Source organism: Curtobacterium poinsettiae (genome assembly GCF_047226435.1).
Classification (GTDB): domain Bacteria; phylum Actinomycetota; class Actinomycetes; order Actinomycetales; family Microbacteriaceae; genus Curtobacterium; species Curtobacterium poinsettiae.
In genome coordinates this window covers 570,595-584,821 of record NZ_CP178434.1, presented here as the reverse complement: position 1 = coordinate 584,821, position 14,227 = coordinate 570,595, and the positions used below count along the sequence as shown (strand labels likewise).

Below are 14,227 nucleotides of genomic sequence, written 5' to 3'. Positions count from 1 at the left end.
CTCTACTTCGCCGGGGCTCCCGCGGGCTCGGCGTCGGGCTGCGTGGTGACCGAACCGGTCTGCTGCCAGGCGACGGTCTGCTTCGGCTTCGCCAGGAACAGCGCCGCGACGATGGCCACGACGAGCACGATCGCCGGCAGGTAGAGCGACTCACCCATGGCCGTGGAGAACGGCTCGAGCAGGAAGCCCGGCAGAGCGCCGACCTGCTGCTCCGCGCCACCGGCCGTGGCCCCACCGGACGACGCCGGGAAGTTCGCGGTGATCCGGGCCTCCATCAGGGCGGCGATGCCGGCGGAACCGAGCACAGCACCGATCTGCCGCGTGGTGTTGTAGACGCCCGAGCCGGCACCGGCCAGCTTCGGCGGCAGGTTGCGCGTCGCCGAGACGGACAGCGGCCCCCACATGCAGGCGTTGGCGAGCCCGAGGAGCGCGCTCGGCAGGAGCACCCAGCCCCACCCGGCGCCGCTCGTCAGCAGGGCACCGAACCAGAACAGGCCGACCGAGAAGCAGGCGAGCCCGAACGCGGCGACCCAGCGCGGGTTCCAGCGGTTGAGGTTCTTGCCGACGACCGGCGCGAGCGCGGCGGACAGCACGGCCTGCGGCACGAGGAGCAGTGCGGCCTGGGTCGGCGAGAAGCGCAGGACGTCCTGCGCCCACAGCATGATCGGCAGCGCGAACGAGGCGATCGCGACACCGACGGCCGTGATGGCGACGTTGGCCAGCGTGAAGTTGCGGTCCTTGAACAGACCGAGCGGCAGCAGCGGCTCGCCCTTCTGCACGCCCTGCCAGACCACGAAGCCGGCGAGCACCACGAGACCGACGATGATGAGCGACCACACCGAGATCGGACCGGCGATGACACCCCAGTCGTAGGTCTCGCCTTCCTGGATGCCGAACACGAGCAGGAACAGGCCCGCTGCGGACAGGAAGATGCCGAGGTAGTCGAACCGGTGCCCGTGCCGCTCGAACGACGGCACGAAACGCTGCGCGAGCACGAACGCGACGACACCGACGGGGACGTTCACGAAGAAGATCCACTCCCAGCCGAAGCCGTCGACGAGCAGGCCGCCCACGATCGGGCCGACGAGCGAGGCGACACCGGCGACGGCGCCCCAGAGGCCCATCGCCGCACCGCGGTTCTGCGGCGGGAAGATGCGGGTGATGACCGACATGGTCTGCGGGCTCATCATCGCGGCGCCGAGGCCCTGCACGACGCGGGCGACGATCAGCACCTCAATCGAGCCGGCCAGGCCGCACCACAGGCTGGCGAGCGTGAAGACCACGAGGCCGATCTGGTACATGACCTTCGGGCCGAAGCGGTCACCGAGCCGGCCGGTGATGAGCAGCGGCACGGCGTAGGCGAGCAGGTAGGCGCTCGTCACCCAGATCACGGAGTTGATGTCCGCGTCGAGCTCCTGGGCGATGGTGGGGGTGGCGACCGACACGATGGTCGAGTCGACGAGGATCATGAAGAACCCGACGACGAGTGCCCACAGGGCAGGCCACGGCTTCTTCTCGGTCGTCCGCGGAGGCGTGACGGTGGTCATCGAGTGGTTTCCTTGCTGTTCGTGGTGGTGTCTGCGGACGCGGCGTGGGCGTCCCAGGAGATGTGGCCGGCGGCGATCCGGTCGGCCGTGGCGGCGAGCCACTCGATCTGCGTCGTGAGCATCGCACGCACGTACGACACGTCGAGCCAGTACCGCTCGGGCAGGTCCTTCGCCCGGACGATCCCGAGGATCTCGTCCGCCTCGTCGCGCTGGGCCCGGAGTGCCGTGACCCGCGCCCGCAGCGCGGACTCGGCCTCGTCGACCGACAGGTTCTCGATCTCGGCGACGGCCAGGTGGAAGACGGGGTACTCCTCGGCCGGTTCGGCGATCAGCCGGACGAGCCCGTCGTGCAGGGCCGTCCACCCGTCGTCCGTGATGGCGTAGGTGGTGCGTTCCGGACGGTTGCCCGCCCGGTCGGTCCCCACGATCTCGGCGAGGCCGAGCTCCACCAGTCGGCCGACCTGGTGGTACAGGGTTCCGGGCCGGACCTTGACGTTCCGGCCGTCCCGGCGGTGCGTCATCGTCTGGAACATCTCGTAGGGATGCGTCGGCCCCTCGGCCAGGAGCCCGAGCGCGGCGAACGCGAGTGGCGTGAGCGACGGCACACGTGCCTCCAGTCCGCTTGTTCGTTGTTGACTATTCGACTTGGAATATACGCGTTGGAACAGACGTGAGCAACCGCACAGGAAGGGCCCGCCTGGAGGCCCGGGGCCGTCCCGGCGTGTCGCGCGCGCCCCGTAGACTGGTCGCGTCCCCCCACCCCTGAAGTGCTGGAGAGAACACGTGCCAACGATCGTCGTCGAGGTCATGCCCAAGGCCGAGATCCTCGACCCCCAGGGGAAGGCCGTGGGCAACGCCCTGGCCCGCCTCGGCAAGGCCGACCTGACCAACGTCCGCATCGGCAAGCGCTTCGAGGTGACCGTCGACGGCCCCGTCGACGACGCCAAGCTCGCCGAGGTCCGCGACATCGCAGCCGACGTCTTCTCCAACGCGGTCATCGAGGACGTCGTGTCCGTGACCGTGGAAGGCCAGTGACCCGGATGCGCATCGGCGTCATCACGTTCCCGGGCTCGCTCGACGACCGCGACGCCCAGCGCGCCGTCCGTCTCGCCGGCGCCGACCCCGTCGCCCTGTGGCACGGCGACCACGACCTGCAGGGTGTCGACGCGATCGTGCTGCCCGGCGGGTTCTCGTACGGCGACTACCTGCGTGCCGGCGCGATCGCCGCGAAGGCCCCGATCATGGCCGAGGTCATCGACGCCGCCGGCAAGGGCATGCCCGTGCTCGGCATCTGCAACGGGTTCCAGATGCTGGCCGAGGCCCGTCTGGTCCCCGGGGCACACACCCGCAACGCACACCAGCAGTTCATCCGTCGCGACCAGAAGCTCCGCGTCGAGACCACCGCGACCGCCTGGACCTCCGGCTTCAGCGCCCAGCAGGAGATCACCATCCCGCTGAAGAACGCCGACGGCCGCTTCGTCGCGGACGCCGACACCATCAAGCGCATCGAGGACAACGGCCAGGTCGTGTTCCGCTACCTCGGCGTGAACCCGAACGGCTCCATCGACGACATCGCCGGCGTCTCGAACGAGCGCGGCAACGTCGTCGGCCTGATGCCGCACCCCGAGCACGCGACCGAGGCCGGGTTCGGCCCGGACACCCCCGCCGCGATGGCCTCGGGCACCGACGGCCTGACCTTCTTCACCTCCGTGATCGAGCACGCGCTCGTCAAGTGACAGGGAACAACGACACCGTGACGACACACGTTCGCCCGAAGCCCGACACCGTGCAGGACGCGGCAGCAACCCCCGACAAGGAGCAGCCGTACGACGCGCTGGGCCTGAAGCCGGACGAGTACGCCCGCATCAAGGAGATCCTCGGCCGCCGCCCCACCTCGGGCGAGCTGGCGATGTACTCGGTGATGTGGAGCGAGCACTGCTCCTACAAGTCCTCGAAGAACTACCTGCGGCAGTTCGGCAAGAAGGTCACGCCGGAGATGACCAAGAACCTGATGGTCGGCATGGGCGAGAACGCCGGTGTCGTCGACGTCGGCAACGGCTGGGCGGTGACGTTCAAGGTCGAGTCGCACAACCACCCGTCCTACGTCGAGCCCTACCAGGGTGCGGCCACCGGCGTCGGCGGCATCGTCCGCGACATCATCTCGATGGGTGCCCGCCCCGTCGCCGTGATGGACCAGCTCCGCTTCGGCGCGATCGACCACGAGGACACCGCGCGCGTCGTGCACGGGGTCGTCGGCGGCATCTCGTTCTACGGCAACTGCCTCGGCCTGCCGAACATCGGCGGCGAGACCTACTTCGACCCGGTGTACCAGGGCAACCCGCTGGTCAACGCCCTGGCCGTCGGCGTCCTGCGCCACGAGGACCTGCATCTGGCGAACGCCTCCGGTGCCGGCAACAAGGTCGTCCTGTTCGGGGCCCGCACCGGCGGCGACGGCATCGGCGGCGCATCGATCCTGGCGTCCGACACCTTCACCGAGGGCGGCCCGACCAAGCGCCCGGCCGTGCAGGTCGGCGACCCCTTCGCCGAGAAGGTCCTGATCGAGTGCTGCCTCGAGCTGTTCCAGAAGGACCTGGTCGAGGGCATCCAGGACCTCGGTGCGGCGGGCATCTCCTGCGCCACCTCGGAGCTCGCGAGCAACGGTGACGGCGGCATGCACATCTCGCTCGACGACGTCCTGCTCCGCGACCCCACGCTCACCGCCGAAGAGATCCTGATGTCGGAGAGCCAGGAACGCATGATGGCCGTCGTCCGCCCCGACAAGCTCGACGACTTCCTGAGCGTCGTCGGCAAGTGGGAGGTCGAGACCAGCGTGCTCGGCGAGGTCACCGGCACCGGCCGCCTGGTCATCGACTGGCAGGGCCAGGAGATCGTGAACGTCGACCCGCGCACCGTCGCCGTCGACGGCCCGGTCTACGACCGCCCGGTCGCCTACCCGACCTGGATCGACGCGCTGCAGGCCGACACGGCCGCCTCGCTCGACCGTCCGGCCGACGGCCCCGCGCTCAGGGCACAGTTCCTGCAGCTGCTCGGTTCGCCGAACCTGGCGTCGAAGAACTGGGTCACGAACCAGTACGACACCTACGTGCTCGGCAACACCGCGCTGTCCTTCCCCGACGACGGCGGCATGATCCGCGTCGACGAGGAAACCGGGCTCGGCGTCGCGATCGCCACCGACGCCAACGGCCGCTACTGCCAGCTCGACCCGAAGCAGGGTGCCCGTCTGGCCCTCGCCGAGGCGTACCGGAACGTCGCCGTCACCGGTGCCGTTCCCGCTGCCGTCACCGACTGCCTGAACTTCGGCTCCCCCGAGAACCCCGAGGTCATGTGGCAGTTCTCCGAGGCGGTCGAGGGCCTGGCCGACGGCTGCATGGAGCTCGGCATCCCGGTCACCGGCGGCAACGTGTCGTTCTACAACCAGACCGGCTCGACCCCGATCCACCCGACGCCCGTCGTCGGCGTGCTCGGCATCATCGACGACGTCGCCAAGCGCGTGCCGTCGGGATGGCAGGACGACGGCCACAACATCTACCTGCTCGGCACCACGAGCCTGGAGCTCGACGGCTCCGCGTGGGCCGGCACCGTGCACGGCCACCTGGGCGGGCGTCCGCCGGCGGTCGACCTCGAGCGCGAGAAGGCCCTCGCCGAGCTGCTGTACGCGGCGTCCGGTGAGCAGCTGCTCACCAGCGCGCACGACCTGGCGGACGGCGGCCTCGGCCAGTCGCTCGCCGAGTCCGTGCTCCGCTTCGGCATCGGTGCCCGCGTGGTCCTCGACGAGCTCGAGACCCGTGACGGCATCGACACCGCGACGGCGCTGTTCTCCGAGTCGACCGGTCGCGTCATCGTGACCGTCCGGCGTGAGGACGACGTGCGGTTCCAGGGCATGTGCGCCGGCCGGGGCTTCCCGGTGCTGCGCATCGGCGTGACCGACGCGACGTCGAGCACGCTCGAGGTCCAGGGCGCGTTCGAGGCCACGGTCGACGAGCTGCGCGGCACGCACGCCGCGACGCTGCCGGCCCGCTTCGGCGACGTGATCGTCGAGGACGTCACCGAGGGGTACGTCGGCCGCGGGCCGCTCGACTCCGACGGTGCCTTCTCGCCGCGCACCGACGCCTAGGCCCGGTCCGCGGATGCCGATCGTCACCCTGCCGTTCGCCGAGCTCGTCGACCGGTTCGGCCCCGTGCCGGACGGCATCGAGCTGGACGTCTGGGACGTCGAGTCGCCGTACGGTCGCCCGGACGACGTCGCGATCACGTTCCTGCCGTTCTACTTCGCGGGGCGGCACCGCTGGCAGTTCGTGCACGACCTGCCCGAGCTCCAGCTGCTGCAGCTGCCGAGCGCCGGGTACGAGCACGCGATCCCGCACGTGCCCGGGCACTCGCAGCTGGCGAACGGTCGCGGCATCCACGACGACGAGACCGCCGAGCTCGCCGTCGGCCTGGCGCTGACCTCGCTCCGCGAGATCTCGGCGTTCCAGGTCGACCGGGCGAACGGCGTCTGGGACGCCCGCGAGACCCGATCGCTCGCCGACCGCCGGGTGACCGTCGTCGGCTACGGGGCGATCGGGTCCGCGATCGCCACCCGGTTCGAGGCCTTCCGCACCGAGGTGACGGTGGTCGCCCGGACCGCTCGCGACCAGGACGGTCGGCACGTGCACGCGTTCGGCGAGCTGCCCGACCTGGCTCCGACGACGGACGTGCTCGTGCTCATCGCCCCGCTCACCGCCGAGACCGAACGGCTGGTCGACGCGGAGCTGCTCGCGGCGCTGCCGGACGGCGCCCTCGTGGTGAACGTGGCGCGCGGGAAGGTCGTCGACACCGATGCCCTGGTCGCCGAGCTGCGGTCGGAGCGGCTGTTCGCGGCGCTCGACGTCACCGACCCGGAACCCCTGCCCGACGGACACCCGCTGTGGACGACGCCGAACACCGTGCTCACGCCGCACGTCGGCGGCAACACCGACCTGAGCGTGCCGAGGTCGATCGAGCTCATGCGCAAGCAGGTCGCCGCGCTGGCCGAGGGCCGCCCCTTCGAGAACCTGATCGACTTCTAGCGCGCTGGGCTTCGAAGACGCCGGCGTCTCGTCTCGTCTCGTCTCGTCCCGCTGCGGCATTGCGGCGTTGGGGCGTTGCGGTGTTGTCCAGACGCCGTCGTGTCGCTCCGACGCCGCAGTGTCGTCGAGACGCCGCCGAATTCGGGGGCGTCTCGACGACTTCGGGGCGTCACACGAACACGCCGGCGTCACGCAGGCACGCACGCACGAACACGCCGGCGTCACGCAGGCTCGCACGCACGAACACGCCGGCGTCAGACGCGGACGATGCAGGTCGGGGTGGCGACCGGGATCTGCGCGACGGCTTCGCCGGGCATGCCGTCGGCGTCGAGCGGCAGCACGGCCACCGCGTCGGACATCTGGTTCGCGACCAGCACGAACCCGGGCACCCGCGCGAAGTGCCGCGGCCAGACCCCACCGCAGGGAACGGACCCGATGACGGAGAGCCCGCCGTCACGCGCGTCGAGCACCACGAGCAGGTCACGCCCACGCACGGCCACGTAGACACGGCCGGCGTCGTCGACCTCGATGTGGCTGAGCAGCGACTCCCCCACGGCACCGTCGAACACGGGCACCGCGGCGATCGTCACCAGCGACCCCGAGTCATCGCGACGCAGCCGGTACACGCGGCCGTCGAGCTCACCGGCGACGAGCAGGTCGCCGTCGATCCAGGTCATGTGCCGCGGGCCGGCACCCGGTGCCACGTGGTGCACGCGGACCGCCTCGATGTCGGGGGCCCCGTCGACGGACACCGTGATGCGGAACTCGTGCAGGGCGTCGCCGCCCAGGTCGGCGACCAGGACCGTGCCGTCCGGGGTGGCGATCGACTGGTGCGCGTGCGGGCCGTCCTGGCGGTCCTCGTCGGGGCCGGTGACGTCGGGCAGCACGGCGACCTCGGCCGCGTCGGCCGGCACCGAGCGCTGGTCGGCGTCACCGTGCAGCACCACACCGTCGCTCGCCGTCAGCGAGGCCGCGTGCGACTCGGCTGCCAGCAACGAGATCGCCGTGACGGTGCCGGAGACGTAGTTCGTGACGACGAGCGCGCCCGAGGGGTCGACCCGGATGTGGCACGGGGCGTCCCCACCGGCGGGGGCGTCCCACAGGTGCTCGAGCGCGCCGCCCTGCAGCCGGAAGGCCGACACGGCGCCGTCGTTCGTCTCGGAGACCGCGTAGACCCGGTCACCCGAGACGGCCAGGAACGAGGGGTCGTCGAGCACCGCGACGGTCCGGGGCGCCGGAGTGGTTCCGACCGGGCCGGCGTCGACCAGCGAGATGCCCGTGGCGTTCCCGCCGCCGGTCGCCGTGTACGACCCGATCAGCAGCGACGGCAGCCCGACGTTCATTCGTCGCGGCCCGCGATGCGCTCGTGGTGGTGGATGACCTCGGCGACGATGAAGTTGAGGAACTTCTCGGCGAAGGCGGGGTCGAGGTGGGAGTCGGTGGCGAGCGACCGGAGCCGGGCGACCTGGGTCCGTTCGCGGTCCGGGTCGGCAGCCGGCATGCCCGAGTCGGCCTTCAGGTGTCCCACGCGCTGCGTGTACTTGAAGCGTTCCGCGAGCATGTGGATCACGGCGGCGTCGATGTTGTCGATGCTCTGCCGGATGCTGCGGAGTTCGGCGACGGCGCTGGTTTCCGCGCTCGGTTCGGCCTCGGGCGGGGTGACCTCGTCGTTCATGGTCCGAGCCTACTGGCGGACGTGCAGCGGAACCCCGCCCGCGCCTGCGAGAATGTGCACATGTCGGTCCTGCTGGTGATCTCGGGTGTCTGTGCGGTCCTCGCGGGCCTCATCCACGTGTACATCTTCTTCCTCGAATCGGTCATCTGGACCAGTCCGCAAGCGCGCCGGATCTTCGGCATCGCTTCCGAGACCGAAGCCGTGGCGACCCGCTCGCTCGCCTTCAACCAGGGCTTCTACAACCTGTTCCTGGCGATCGGGGCCATCCTCGGCGTCGTGCTCGTGCTCGCGGGCAACACGGTGAGCGGCTGGACGCTCGTGGTGTTCTCCACCGCGAGCATGCTCGGGGCAGCGGTCGTCCTGATCGGCTCCGGCCGGAAGTACGTCAACTCCGCGTTCAAGCAGGGCACGCTCCCCCTGATCGCCCTGCTCTTCGCGCTGCTGGGGTCCACCGTCGGCGCCTAGTCCGTCCCCCCGAACTGCGAAAGCGACAGGGTGCCGCCGAACATCGGCGGCACCCTGTCGCTTTCGCGGTGGAGAAGCGCTCTGGGTCAGCCGAGCTTCTTCTCGAACTCCGCCGGCAGCTTGTCGAGCGCCCACTCGATCGCGGCCGTGGTGCCCATCGAGAACGCCGACGACACGTCCTTGTCGTCGAACACGATCGCGTGCCCGGCCTCGACCGACGGCACCTTCTGGAACAGCTTGTTCGATGAAGCCTCGGACGCGTCCACGTAGATCGGCAGGATCAGCGTCAGGTCGGCGTCGAGCAGGTCGAGGTTCTCGTCGGACAGGTGCACGGAGAACTCCTTGCCGGCCTGCTGGTCGATGGCCTTCGGGATCTCGAAGCCCAGGTTTCGCATGAAGGTCGAGCGGCTGTCGGTGGAGGCGTACGCCCCGAAGCCCTCGGAACTGTAGGCACCGACGACGGCCGTCTTGCCCGCGAAGTCCGGGTGCGCCTTGCGGGCCGCGGCGTAGGCGTCGTCGAGGCCGGAGAGCAGCTTCTTGCCCTCGGACTCCTTGCCGAGCGCCTTCGCGATCATGGTCGTCTGCTGCTCGGTCGAGGCGAGGTAGTTCGCGCCGCCCTTCGGGATCGCCAGGGTGGGCGCGATCGCGGACAGCTTGTCGTACCGCTCCTTGTCGCCCGAGGACTTCACGTCGAGGATCAGGTCGGGGTTGAGCTTGAGGATGTCCTCGTAGCTCGGCTCGAGCGTCTGGATGATCTTCGGGGACTTGTCGTACGCACCCTTGAGCCACGGGCCGACACCGTCGCCACCGAAGGCGAGCCAGTCGCTCGCGCCGACCGGCTGCACACCGAGTTCGAGGGCGGTCTCGGCGTCGCCCCAGCCGAGCGCCACGACGCGCTTCGGTGCCGACTCGATGGTGGTGGTGCCGAGGCCGGTCGTGATCGAGACCGGGAACGCGGCGTCGGACGACCCCGAGGACGCCGAGTCCGTCGAGGAGCCGGAGCCGGACGCGCAGCCGGCGAGGACGAGGGACGCGGCGACGACGGCGCCGGCCGCGGCGAGCACGCGTCGGAGACGCAAGGGGGAACGGTTCACGAAGGGTAGCCTAACCTAACGGGGTGCTCAAGAAAACGGCTGGCTAGGCTGGGTGACCGTGGCGTTCACCGAACCAGGCCGCACGCACCTCGCGGTGCTCGGCTCCCCCATCGCGCACTCGCTCTCGCCCACGCTCCACGCAGCGGCCTACGATGCGCTCGACCTGCCCTTCACGTACGGGAGGCACGAGGTCGCGTCCGGCGGGCTCGCCGCGTTCGTCGCGGGGCTGGGTCCGGAATGGCGTGGGCTGAGCCTCACGATGCCGCTCAAGCGCGAGGTGCTTCCGCTGCTCGACCGCACGACCCCGCTCGTCGACGAGCTCGGGGTCGCCAACACGGTCGCGTTCCGCCACGAGGGCACCACGATCGTGCGAGCCGGCGCGAACACCGACGTGCAGGGCCTCGTCCGACCGGTCGAGACGCTCGGACACCTGCCCGGCGAGGCCACGATCCTGGGCGGCGGTGCCACCGCGGCGAGTGCCCTGACCGCTGCCGTCCGGCTCGGTGCCTCGCTCGTGCGGGTGTTCGTCCGCCACACCGCGAAGACCCACCCGCTGGTCGACCTGGCCGTCCGGCTCGGTGTGACGCTCGAGGTCCACCCGTTGACCGACCTCACCGGCACCCACCACGGGTTCGTCCTGTCGACGCTGCCGGGCGGCGCCGCCGACGCGTTGGACGTCCGGCCGTCGGGACCCGACGCCGTCCTGTTCGACGTCGCCTACGAACCGTGGCCGACCGCGGTCGCCAGCCGCTGGACCGAGGCCGGGGGGCGGGTGCTGAACGGCCTCGACATGCTCACCGAGCAGGCGATCGGGCAGATCCGGTTCTTCCTGACCGGCGACGAGGACGAGCTGCTCCCCGACGAGGCCGGGGTCCGCCGGGCGATGCGCACCGCGGTCGATCTGCCCGCCGTCATCAGCGGTTAGCCGAACCGGGCAGCCCTCGGTCAGCCGCGGGACCGCGCCTCGGCATCGAGCAGCGCGACGGAGACGTCCCACAGCCGATCGGCCTGGTCGGGATCGAGCGCCCAGGGCAGCACGCCGTGCAGGCCGTCCTCGATCCGCTCCACCACCGCTGCTTCGTGGCAGTCCTCGAAGTAGCGACCCGTGACCCCGTCGAGTTCGGGTGCGGTGGCGAGCAGGACCGAGGTCGCGGCTCCCTGTTCCGGGGACTTCACGGCGTCGGCCGCGGCGAGCTTCGTGGCGGCCAGGACCTCCGGGTCCCAGTGCTTCTGCAGCCCGGTCCAGATCCCGCCGGGCATCAGGGCGTTGGCGGTGATGCCGTCGGCGGCCCACCGTCGGCCGGCAGCGACGGCGAACAGGACGTTGGCGGTCTTCGACTGCCCGTACGCGAGTCCGGGCTCGTAGCGACGTCGGCGGAAGAACAGGTCGTCGAACACGACGGGCGAACCACCGTGTCCGCTCGACGACACGGAGACGATCCGTGCCGAACCCGAGGCGGCAAGGGCGTCGTGCAGCCCGAGCGCGAGGGCGAAGTGCCCCAGGTGGTTGGTCGCGAAGTGCGACTCCCACCCGGCGGGCGTGTACGACTCGGGCGCGTCCATGATGCCGGCGTTGGCGACGAGCACGTCGAGCGGCCCGGACCACGCTGCGGCGCAGGCCTCGACGGAGGCCGGCCGGTCCAGGTGCAGCTCGACGACGGCCGGTGCGTCCGTCCCCGTCGTCCGCGCGATGTCGTCCGCCACCCGTCGGCCGGCCTCGACGTCCCGCACCGCGAGCGTCACGCGGGCCCCGGCTCCGGCGAGTGCTCGGGCGGTCTCCACCCCGATGCCGGACGCAGCACCGGTGACGATCGCCGTGCGCCCCGTCAGGTCGAGGCCGTCGACGACCTCGGCGGCCGTGGTCCGTTCGCCGAAGCGGGTGAGGTCGCGTGCGGGCATGTGGGCTCCTGTCAGCTGGCGTGGTGCGGAGCCGTCAGGCGACGACCCCGTCCACGTAGAACCATCGTCCCTGCTCGCGGACGAAGTCGCTCGTCTCCTCGAGCGTGCCGCGCTCGTCGTCGGAACGCCACCACGCGCGGAACGTGACGGTGCCGTGGGAGTCGAACGGGCCTCCCGAGGTGGTCGCCAGCACGTCCAACCGTGTCCAGCGCTGGGACGCATCCAACTCGAGGCCCGCCGGACGCGTGCGCGGGTGCCAGGTGAGCAGCAGGTACTCCGGCAGGCCCAGCGCGAAGGCGCTGAAGCGGGAGCGCATGAGCCGTTCCGCGGTCGGCGCCACCGCCCCGGCGTGCAGGGGGCCGCAGCACTCGCCGTAGGGGTTGCCGCTCAGGCAGGGGCAGCGCGTCTCGTCGGTGACCACCGGCGGAACGCTAGTCGACGATGGACAGCGTGACCGTGATGTTGCCGCGGGTGGCGTTCGAGTACGGGCAGATCTCGTGCGCGCGCTCGGCCAGACGCTGCCGCTGCTCCTGGGGGGCGTTCGGGGCGTAGACGTCGAGCTCCACGGCGAGGCCGAAGCCCCCGTTGCCGATGCCGCCGATGCCGACCTCGGCGGAGACCTCGGCGCCGGTGGTGTCGAGCTCGAGCTCCTTGCCGGCGGCGTGCAGCGCACCGAGGAAGCACGCGGCGTACCCGGCGGCGAAGAGCTGCTCGGGGTTCGTGCCCTCGCCGCTGCCGCCCATCTCCTTGGGCGGGCGGGTGTCGAGGTCGAGCCGGTCGTCCTCGCTGCGGACGTGCCCGTCGCGGCCGCCCCCGGTGGCGTGGGCAGCGGCGGTGTAGACGATGTCGAGACTCATGGTCCGAGGTCACCGTGCTCGCCTGGACGATCGCTGAGGGGCAGCACCACGTCGCGGGCGCGGTCACTCCGGGCGGCGCGCGCTCGGGCGTGTCCGGGTGGGGAGGGTGCGGGCGCGGCCGGGGCGAGGGCGCGGGACGCCGCGCATCGAGTGAGCAGAAGACGTCGAGTCCCCGCCAGCACCCGACGTCTTCTGCTCACTGAACGCAAAGCGCGCGCAGACACCCCGCACCAGCACCGGGTAGACATGATGAGTGTTCAAGATCGGGTGGCAGGTGTTCCGCGAGCGCCTCCCCGCACTCGTCGGCCCCCGGCGCCGCCGCCGCATCCGGCTCGTCGGCAGCATCGCGGTGGTCGTGGCGTTCGTCGGGTTGGTGGTGCTCGCGCTGACGACGGACGCGTTCGACGCCACTCCGCTCCCACTCGCCGGAAGGGTCGTCGTCGGCCTGCTCCTGTCCGTGGGCTTCGGGTGCCTCGCAGCCGCCTGCGTGCCGTCCGGGCCGAAGGGGTGGGCGATCGCGCCGATCCCGGGCATCGGGTGGCGCACGCAGGAGGCCGTTGCCCGGTACCACCGCAGGAACCCACCCCCGGTCGACCCGAAGCACCGCGACGCCGTCCTCGACCGGCTTCCGGAGACCCGCGACCTGCTCGTCCGCTCGGCGCTCGGCGGCCTCCTGCTCCTGACCGGGTGCGCGGCCACCCTGCTCGCCGTGGTGATCGTCGACGTCGCCGCGATCTCGGCCGGCACCGGCTTGTCCCGCTTGCCGCTGTTCTGGTTCTTCCTCGGCATCACCGGCGCGACCACGGGCATCGGCGGTCTGCGCACCCTCGGTCGTCAGGAGCAGCTCCGCGTCGAGGCCGAAGCGCTCCCGCCGGTCCCTCCACCCCTGCCACCGCGCGGCCGTCCCGGGGCGCGGAGCGGCAGCAAGCTCGCCCTGCCGGAGGAGTGAGCCGTGTTCACGCTCGGCTGGCAGGTCTTCCGTCGGCACGTCACGGACGTGCTCGATCCGGCACGCGTCCGACGCGCCGCCGTGTGGTCCGGCGTCGCAGCGGTCGTCGCGCTGGTCGGCATGGCCATCCTGGAGGCCCGGGTCGACTGGACGGGGACCACTCCGGTCCGCAGCGTGGTCGCGATGGTGTTGCTGGCGCTCGGCGTCGGGCTCCTGACGTTCGCGTGCATCCCGACGTGGCAGCCGCCGGACCCCTCGACGACGATCAACGGTCGGCAGGTGCGGCCCTCGTGGCAGCTCGCCGCGCGGGGTGCCACGCAGCTGTACGTGCAGCGTCGGCCGGTGCCGGTCCTGCCGGAGCACCGCGACATCGTCCGCACCGACACGGTCCTGCTGCGGCGGGGGCTGATCGGTATGCTCGCCCGCGTCGCACCGTTGCTCGGTTCGGGTCTCGTCGCCGTCCTCGGGGCGTTCGTCCTCGGGGCCGCCAGCGGTTTCCACGTGCTCGCGATCGCGGCGTACACAGTCGGGCTGTCGGAGTACTTCGTCCGCATCGGCCGCTCCGAACGAGCCCGCGTGGCCGCCGAGTCCCTCGAGCCCGCACCCGAGACGCCCGCACGCCCCACTTCGTGAGCAGGAACGGCACCGCACCGCTGTCGGCGGCGACGGGCA

Annotated in this window: 16 protein-coding genes; 8 read left to right on the top strand and 8 right to left on the bottom strand. The window is 71.3% G+C overall.

Features of this window, described 5'->3' with window-relative positions; all coding sequences use genetic code 11:
- Positions 1-2: 2 nt before the first annotated feature.
- Together ACL00U_RS02820 and ACL00U_RS02815 are read right to left on the bottom strand one after the other, a co-directional pair.
- Complete coding sequence (locus ACL00U_RS02820; protein ID WP_412873786.1) at positions 3-1,547, bottom strand: DHA2 family efflux MFS transporter permease subunit; 1,545 nt, start codon at positions 1,545-1,547, stop codon at positions 3-5.
- Entirely contained in the window at positions 1,544-2,152 is a 609-nt protein-coding gene (locus tag ACL00U_RS02815) for a PadR family transcriptional regulator (RefSeq protein ID WP_017886271.1), read from the bottom strand. Before ACL00U_RS02815 ends, ACL00U_RS02820 begins: the two co-directional genes overlap by 4 nt.
- Positions 2,153-2,330: 178 nt before the next feature.
- On the opposite strand from ACL00U_RS02815, the gene purS reads away from it, so the two are divergent.
- Genes purS through ACL00U_RS02795 form a run of 4 tightly spaced genes read left to right on the top strand, consistent with a single transcriptional unit; the run spans position 2,331 to position 6,616 of the window.
- A complete protein-coding gene (gene purS / locus ACL00U_RS02810) occupies positions 2,331-2,582 on the top strand; it encodes a phosphoribosylformylglycinamidine synthase subunit PurS (RefSeq protein ID WP_017886272.1) in 252 nt (83 codons plus the stop codon).
- Between the two features lie 5 nt (positions 2,583-2,587).
- Positions 2,588-3,283 carry a phosphoribosylformylglycinamidine synthase subunit PurQ gene (gene purQ, locus ACL00U_RS02805; protein ID WP_031259320.1) on the top strand — a complete coding sequence of 232 codons (696 nt, stop codon included), beginning with the start codon at positions 2,588-2,590 and terminating at the stop codon, positions 3,281-3,283.
- 17 nt (positions 3,284-3,300) lie between these two features.
- Positions 3,301-5,682, top strand: coding sequence for a phosphoribosylformylglycinamidine synthase subunit PurL (gene purL, locus ACL00U_RS02800; protein WP_236559540.1), 2,382 nt, complete (start codon positions 3,301-3,303; stop codon positions 5,680-5,682).
- 13 nt (positions 5,683-5,695) lie between these two features.
- Positions 5,696-6,616, top strand: a complete 921-nt coding sequence (locus ACL00U_RS02795) for a 2-hydroxyacid dehydrogenase (protein WP_412873785.1) — start codon at positions 5,696-5,698, stop codon at positions 6,614-6,616.
- Between the two features lie 254 nt (positions 6,617-6,870).
- Here ACL00U_RS02795 and ACL00U_RS02790 read toward each other — a convergent pair whose 3' ends face one another.
- Positions 6,871-7,959, bottom strand: coding sequence for a lactonase family protein (locus ACL00U_RS02790; RefSeq protein WP_412873784.1), 1,089 nt, complete (start codon positions 7,957-7,959; stop codon positions 6,871-6,873).
- Positions 7,956-8,291 (bottom strand): chorismate mutase, encoded by a 336-nt coding sequence (locus ACL00U_RS02785; protein WP_017886277.1) that lies wholly within the window; start codon positions 8,289-8,291, stop codon positions 7,956-7,958. The genes ACL00U_RS02790 and ACL00U_RS02785 overlap by 4 nt, the downstream gene beginning before the upstream one ends.
- A 60-nt stretch (positions 8,292-8,351) precedes the next feature.
- On the opposite strand from ACL00U_RS02785, the gene ACL00U_RS02780 reads away from it, so the two are divergent.
- Positions 8,352-8,756 carry a DUF1304 domain-containing protein gene (locus ACL00U_RS02780; protein ID WP_017886278.1) on the top strand — a complete coding sequence of 135 codons (405 nt, stop codon included), beginning with the start codon at positions 8,352-8,354 and terminating at the stop codon, positions 8,754-8,756.
- An 86-nt stretch (positions 8,757-8,842) separates the two neighbouring features.
- Here the strand turns inward: ACL00U_RS02780 and ACL00U_RS02775 are convergent, their stop codons facing one another.
- Positions 8,843-9,850: an iron-siderophore ABC transporter substrate-binding protein gene (locus ACL00U_RS02775; protein ID WP_031259322.1), complete on the bottom strand. Its 1,008-nt coding sequence runs from the start codon at positions 9,848-9,850 to the stop codon at positions 8,843-8,845.
- Positions 9,851-9,908: 58 nt separating this feature from the next.
- Between ACL00U_RS02775 and ACL00U_RS02770 the strand changes: the two genes are divergently transcribed.
- Positions 9,909-10,775, top strand: coding sequence for a shikimate dehydrogenase family protein (locus ACL00U_RS02770; RefSeq protein ID WP_159557320.1), 867 nt, complete (start codon positions 9,909-9,911; stop codon positions 10,773-10,775).
- 20 nt (positions 10,776-10,795) lie between these two features.
- On the opposite strand, the gene ACL00U_RS02765 is transcribed toward ACL00U_RS02770, so the two are convergent.
- Genes ACL00U_RS02765 through ACL00U_RS02755 form a run of 3 tightly spaced genes read right to left on the bottom strand, consistent with a single transcriptional unit; the run spans position 10,796 to position 12,606 of the window.
- On the bottom strand, positions 10,796-11,749 hold the full coding sequence (locus ACL00U_RS02765; protein ID WP_412873783.1) for an SDR family NAD(P)-dependent oxidoreductase: 954 nt from the start codon (positions 11,747-11,749) through the stop codon (positions 10,796-10,798).
- A 34-nt stretch (positions 11,750-11,783) separates the two neighbouring features.
- Positions 11,784-12,170 carry a YchJ family protein gene (locus tag ACL00U_RS02760; RefSeq protein WP_017886282.1) on the bottom strand — a complete coding sequence of 129 codons (387 nt, stop codon included), beginning with the start codon at positions 12,168-12,170 and terminating at the stop codon, positions 11,784-11,786.
- Between the two features lie 10 nt (positions 12,171-12,180).
- Positions 12,181-12,606 (bottom strand): organic hydroperoxide resistance protein, encoded by a 426-nt coding sequence (locus ACL00U_RS02755; protein ID WP_017886283.1) that lies wholly within the window; start codon positions 12,604-12,606, stop codon positions 12,181-12,183.
- Between the two features lie 253 nt (positions 12,607-12,859).
- Here ACL00U_RS02755 and ACL00U_RS02750 point away from each other — a divergent pair, with 253 nt between their 5' ends.
- Together ACL00U_RS02750 and ACL00U_RS02745 are read left to right on the top strand one after the other, a co-directional pair.
- Positions 12,860-13,555, top strand: a complete 696-nt coding sequence (locus tag ACL00U_RS02750; RefSeq protein WP_140448313.1) for a hypothetical protein — start codon at positions 12,860-12,862, stop codon at positions 13,553-13,555.
- A gap of 3 nt (positions 13,556-13,558) precedes the next feature.
- Positions 13,559-14,188, top strand: coding sequence for a hypothetical protein (locus tag ACL00U_RS02745; RefSeq protein WP_263137116.1), 630 nt, complete (start codon positions 13,559-13,561; stop codon positions 14,186-14,188).
- Positions 14,189-14,227 lie beyond the last annotated feature (39 nt).

What these genes read in the sequence shown, in the direction of transcription:
- ACL00U_RS02820 (WP_412873786.1), bottom strand. Translation starts at nt 1,547, where the DNA reads ATGACCACCGTCACGCCTCCGCGGACGACCGAGAAGAAGCCGTGGCCT.
- purQ (WP_031259320.1), top strand. Translation starts at nt 2,588, where the DNA reads ATGCGCATCGGCGTCATCACGTTCCCGGGCTCGCTCGACGACCGCGAC.
- ACL00U_RS02795 (WP_412873785.1), top strand. Translation starts at nt 5,696, where the DNA reads ATGCCGATCGTCACCCTGCCGTTCGCCGAGCTCGTCGACCGGTTCGGC.
- ACL00U_RS02790 (WP_412873784.1), bottom strand. Translation starts at nt 7,959, where the DNA reads ATGAACGTCGGGCTGCCGTCGCTGCTGATCGGGTCGTACACGGCGACC.
- ACL00U_RS02785 (WP_017886277.1), bottom strand. Translation starts at nt 8,291, where the DNA reads ATGAACGACGAGGTCACCCCGCCCGAGGCCGAACCGAGCGCGGAAACC.
- ACL00U_RS02780 (WP_017886278.1), top strand. Translation starts at nt 8,352, where the DNA reads ATGTCGGTCCTGCTGGTGATCTCGGGTGTCTGTGCGGTCCTCGCGGGC.
- ACL00U_RS02765 (WP_412873783.1), bottom strand. Translation starts at nt 11,749, where the DNA reads ATGCCCGCACGCGACCTCACCCGCTTCGGCGAACGGACCACGGCCGCC.
- ACL00U_RS02755 (WP_017886283.1), bottom strand. Translation starts at nt 12,606, where the DNA reads ATGAGTCTCGACATCGTCTACACCGCCGCTGCCCACGCCACCGGGGGC.